Annotated in this window: 4 protein-coding genes and 1 pseudogene; all 5 read right to left on the bottom strand. The window is 44.0% G+C overall.

The genetic code is table 11. From position 1 onward, the window contains the following. Positions 1-312 precede the first annotated feature (312 nt). Positions 313-855 (bottom strand): Uma2 family endonuclease, encoded by a 543-nt coding sequence (locus WMO25_RS14730; protein ID WP_349085933.1) that lies wholly within the window; start codon positions 853-855, stop codon positions 313-315. Between the two features lie 271 nt (positions 856-1,126). Next, positions 1,127-2,107: an ABC transporter permease gene (locus tag WMO25_RS14725; RefSeq protein WP_015512619.1), complete on the bottom strand. Its 981-nt coding sequence runs from the start codon at positions 2,105-2,107 to the stop codon at positions 1,127-1,129. 14 nt (positions 2,108-2,121) lie between these two features. Continuing rightward, a complete protein-coding gene (locus WMO25_RS14720; RefSeq protein WP_349085932.1) occupies positions 2,122-3,204 on the bottom strand; it encodes an ABC transporter permease in 1,083 nt (360 codons plus the stop codon). Beyond that, positions 3,197-4,747: an ABC transporter ATP-binding protein gene (locus WMO25_RS14715; protein WP_349085931.1), complete on the bottom strand. Its 1,551-nt coding sequence runs from the start codon at positions 4,745-4,747 to the stop codon at positions 3,197-3,199. The genes WMO25_RS14720 and WMO25_RS14715 overlap by 8 nt, the downstream gene beginning before the upstream one ends. A gap of 65 nt (positions 4,748-4,812) precedes the next feature. Next, positions 4,813-5,001 (bottom strand): annotated as a pseudogene (locus tag WMO25_RS14710) (BMP family ABC transporter substrate-binding protein); the annotation flags it as partial.

The raw sequence follows: 5,001 nt of genomic DNA, 5'->3' as shown, positions 1-5,001 counted from the left end.
AGCCTCAATAAAAAAACTCAACCGTAAAAACAGATGGCGAGTCTCTATAACAAACACGTTGATTTTCGCGATTTTGCTGCGCCGCATATTGACAGCTTTTACGCATAAACTCGCCCTACGGGCTCGGACAATGCTTCAAAGCTGTCGCTATGCTCGCAAAATCGCGAAAATCTGCCTACTGTTTGTTTATAGAGACCCGCCATCTGTTTAGACGGTTTCGGAGTCTATTGGCATATTCAGGTATTATAAAACGCTTTTCACTTATACTCAGTTTAAAATAAGCACTCGCTAATCAACAATATCACCTATCTCTTATAATCTAATATTTCTGAAGTCTATCACGAGATTCTCATATATTCCTGCTTTTACTTTGTCTGACAATGTATATTGTTCTGATGTTCCCTGTTCAAAGTTATAGACCAGAATAAGATTTTTGTCAGGGTCGACAACCCAATATTCTCTAACACCGGCTGTACGGTATTTGAATAGTTTCTTATAATAGTCCATTTGTTTGCTGGATGGTGATACGATTTCAACGATCCAATCCGGTGCTCCGGTACAACCTCTGTCATCCAATTTTTTAGGATCACATATCACCGAGATATCCGGCTCTACATAGGTATTGGTATGTTCATCCAGGTATACTGCAAAGGGTGCAGCATACACCTCACAGGCACCATGATTTGACCGGATATACTCCCTGATGATGCCAAAAATTTCACCGGACAACTTCTGAGGTTTCCTTCTAGGCGGTGCCATATAATAGATCTGACCATCGATGAGTTCTGCCCGCTCCCCATCCGGAAGGGCATAGATATCTTCTATTGTATAAATATCTTCTTTCGGTAATGCCATGTCACGCCTCCATTATCTATTCTTTCAATACCAATAGTATTCTCTACTATATAGTAGACCATACTGTTTCTGCGCTACACAGCTGTTTCCACAATTTTTTGTAGCGCCTCCATAGACGGCCCTTCAAAAATGATATTCGCTCCATCGAATCTCTCTGCCTGCTCTTTGATTATTTCAATAAATGTCTCAAATGGAACATATCCCAGGCCGTGATCTTTCTTATGTTCAAAAAGCCGCCGCAGATTTCACAAAATCCACGACGACTTTTTGATTATCGTTCTTCTCGGAAGTAAGAGTTGCCAAGGCTCTCCGGCGGCTGATATTCTTTCTTCTTTCTGAAGCTTGTGAAAATCAGTACGACGATGGTTACAAGGTATGGCAGCATCTTGAATATCTCCTGCATGGAACGGCCAAGCCCCGGTATATAGAGGTAGAGGATATACAGGGCACCAAAGAGGAAAGATCCCCAGATGGCGTTAATAGGCTTCCACAATGCAAAGATAACAAGGGCGATGGCCAGCCAGCCTCTGTCACCAAAACCGTTGTTGGTCCATGTACCGCCTGAATATTCCATAACGAAATACAAACCGCCAAGACCACTGATGGCACCACCGATAATAGTTGCCAGATATTTATAAAGTGTGACATTAATACCGGCTGCATCCGCTGTGGCAGGGCTTTCACCTACTGCTCGAAGATTCAGACCTTTTCTCGACTTATACATAAACCATGAAACAAGGATTGCCAGTATAATGCCGAAATAAGTCATAAAACCATAGGAAAATAAAACATCGCCGATAACAGGGATCTTGGATAATCCCGGAATTTTGGTACGGTAGGTACCGCCTGTCACAGCAACGGAAATCTGACCGACACCGCCTGCCAGCTGTGAAAGGGAACCACCGAAAAAGTTGCCGAAACCAACACCGAATGTTGTCAGCGCAAGACCTGTAACATTCTGATTAGCTCTCAATGTAATGGTCAGAACACTGTAGATTAATGCACCAAAACCGGAAGCCAACAAGGCACACAGCATGGAAATAAGCACACCCACAATGCCGCTTGGATTCTCTGCTCCGCTTTCATAGATAAAAGCACCCATCAACCCGGCAATACCGCCCATATACATCAGTCCCGGAACGCCCAGATTCAGGTTGCCGGATTTCTCTGTAATAATCTCGCCTGTTGCGCCAAAGAGCATACCGATGCCCTGAGCAATGGCTTTTTGAATAAAAACAATCAATGCACTCATATCATCGGCCTCCCTTACTTATGCGCTTTTGTAAATGCAATTCTGTAGCGGATAAAGAATTCGCTGCCCAGAATAAAGAATAAAATGATACCTGTAATAACATCGGATGCATTCTCATTCAGATTGAACTGTGACGCAATCTGAATAGCACCTTTTTCCATGAAAACAAGGAAGAAGGATACAAGAATCATTACGAATGCATTAAATTTGGATAACCATGCAACGATAATAGCTGTAAAGCCACGACCGCCGGCAGTTGATGTAGAAATTGTATGGCTGGCACCGCTGACCAGAAGGAAGCCGGCAACACCGCATATACCGCCTGAAATACCCATTGTACGGATAATGGTGCGCTTTACATTGATGCGGGCATAGCGGGCCGTATCCTGACTTTCACCGACAACAGCAACTTCATAGCCCTGCTTGCTGTATTTCATATAGATATACATGCCAATGGTAAATACAAGAACAATCACGACATTCCAACCGTAAGTCAGTCCGCCCAGTTCCGGCAGCCATCCGGCGCGGGTCGCTGAATTGATAATACCGACCGTATTGGAACCTGCCGGATTTTCCCAGTAAACAATACAGAATGTAACAATCTGCATAGCCACATAATTCAGCATCAAGGTAAACAATGTCTCATTTGTATTGAAATAAGCCTTGAAAATCGCCGGAATAACGCCCCAGATAACACCTGCTGCCATGCTGGCCACAAACATCAGGATCATCAGAACCGGTGTCGGCAGTGAATCGCCGGCATAAATCATTAATGCAGCCGTAGTTGCACCGCCCACAAGAATCTGGCCTTCTGCACCGATATTCCAGAATTTCATCTTAAAAGCCGGTGTCAGGCCGATAGCGATCAACAGAAGAACCATTGTATCTCTGATCGTCACCCATGCTCTTCGGCTGGTACCGACAGCACCTGAAAAAATACCTTTGTACACTTCAACAGGATTCATCTTTGTCAATCCAAAAATCACGATCGCACAGACAATCAGTGAAAGCAGCACTGCAATCAGTCTGACCAGCCATGCTTTCCACCAGGCAATAGAATCCCTGGCCGCAATATGCAATGAAGAATCTTTAAACATGGCTCTCCTCCTTCTGTCCTTTCGTCATCAATAATCCGATTTCATCCTTTGTCGCTGTTCTGCCGTCTACAATACCTGTTACACGGCCGCCACACAATACAAGAATTCTGTCAGATATTTCAAGCAACACATCCAAATCTTCAATAACACAGATAACCGCAACACCTTTCTTCTTCTGCTCGTTCATCAGATTATAAATCTGATAAGAAGAATTGATATCCAGGCCTCGCACAGGATAAGCCACAAGAAGAATATCCGGATGCATGGCAATTTCACGGCCCACAAGTACCTTCTGGACATTACCGCCGGACAATCGTCCAACAGGGGTTGAAACTCCCGGTGTCACAATGCCAAGCTTGTCAATCAGGCGTTCAGCCAGCTCTCTCGGTTTCTTTCTGTCCGCAAATATACCTTTGCCCTCTCTGTAGCTGCGAAGCATCATATTGTCCGTCATATCCATGGAAGCAACCAGTCCCATACCCAGTCTGTCCTCCGGGACAAAGGAAATATGCGCAATATGTATACTTTCTTTGGAAATGTGTTCCGGAGATTTGCCTGAAATAACAACTTCCTTTCCATGCTCGTTCACACAGCTGATGGTGCCTTCTGCAATCGGGCAAAGATTTGTAATAGCCTCCAGCAGTTCCTTCTGTCCACTGCCTGCAATTCCGGCCACACCAAGAATTTCGCCGCCAAAGGCAGTAAAGCTGACATCATCCAGTGACTTCACCCCTTCATTATCCAGACAGGTAAGACCGGATACTTTTAGGATTTCCCTTGGATTCTCCGGTTCCGGGCGATCAATATTCAGACTGACCTTTTCACCAACCATCATCTCTGTCAGCGAACTTTCTGTTGCATCACATGTATTCACCGTACCGATATACTTACCTTTACGCAAAACGGAAACTCTGTCTGAAAGTGCCAGTACTTCGTGCAATTTATGTGTAATGATAATAATAGAACGACCATCCGCTCTCATGTTTCTGAGTACCGCAAATAACTTCTCTGTCTCCTGCGGTGTCAGAACGGCTGTTGGTTCATCCAAAATCAGAATATCCGAACCACGATAAAGCATTTTCACGATTTCAACAGTCTGCTTCTCTGATACGGACATCTCGTAAATCTTCTTCCGGCAATCCAATTCAAATCCATACTTATCAACCAGTGCCTGAATGTCCTTGATGACCTCATCCATGTTCAACGTCATCTTTCCCGGCAATCCCAGAATGATATTCTCTGCTGCTGTCAGCACTTCGATTAACTTAAAATGCTGATGGATCATTCCGATTCCCAGATCAAAAGCATCTTTCGGAGAAGAAATCATGACTTCTTTGCCGTTTACAAATATCTGTCCTTCATCCGGGAAATAAATACCCGACAGCATATTCATCAATGTGGTCTTACCGCTTCCGTTTTCACCCAGAAGAGACAGGATCTCTCCTTTTCTTACGGTCAGATTAACACTGTCATTGGCAATGACTTTTTCACCAAAACGTTTTGTAATATTTTTTAATTCAATGGCATTTACTGCTTCCACCATCAAGCCTCCTTCAACATACCAAAATGAGGCTGTCGTGCGACAGCCCCACTTCAGATATCATACGATTACTGTGTTACTGCTGTAATGCCATCGATGATGAAATCGAAAGCTGGTGCAGAAGCTTTTTCAGATTCATGGAAATAACCGTCGCTGATGTATTCGCTGTCAGCATCTGTCAGTTCCTTGCCATTTACAGTGAATGTAGAGGTATCAAATACATGAAGGCTGCCATCAATGATCGCATCTTCAACTTC

This window comes from Coprococcus intestinihominis, assembly GCF_040096555.1.
GTDB classification, from domain to species: domain Bacteria; phylum Bacillota; class Clostridia; order Lachnospirales; family Lachnospiraceae; genus Coprococcus_A; species Coprococcus_A intestinihominis.
Note: the sequence above shows the minus strand (reverse complement) of the source record. Positions and strands in the feature narration are given on the sequence as shown.

Bases quoted from the DNA above. Each gene is read 5' to 3' on its own strand.
- WMO25_RS14730 (WP_349085933.1), bottom strand. From the start codon at position 855: ATGGCATTACCGAAAGAAGATATTTATACAATAGAAGATATCTATGCC.
- WMO25_RS14725 (WP_015512619.1), bottom strand. From the start codon at position 2,107: ATGAGTGCATTGATTGTTTTTATTCAAAAAGCCATTGCTCAGGGCATC.
- WMO25_RS14720 (WP_349085932.1), bottom strand. From the start codon at position 3,204: ATGTTTAAAGATTCTTCATTGCATATTGCGGCCAGGGATTCTATTGCC.
- WMO25_RS14715 (WP_349085931.1), bottom strand. From the start codon at position 4,747: ATGGTGGAAGCAGTAAATGCCATTGAATTAAAAAATATTACAAAACGT.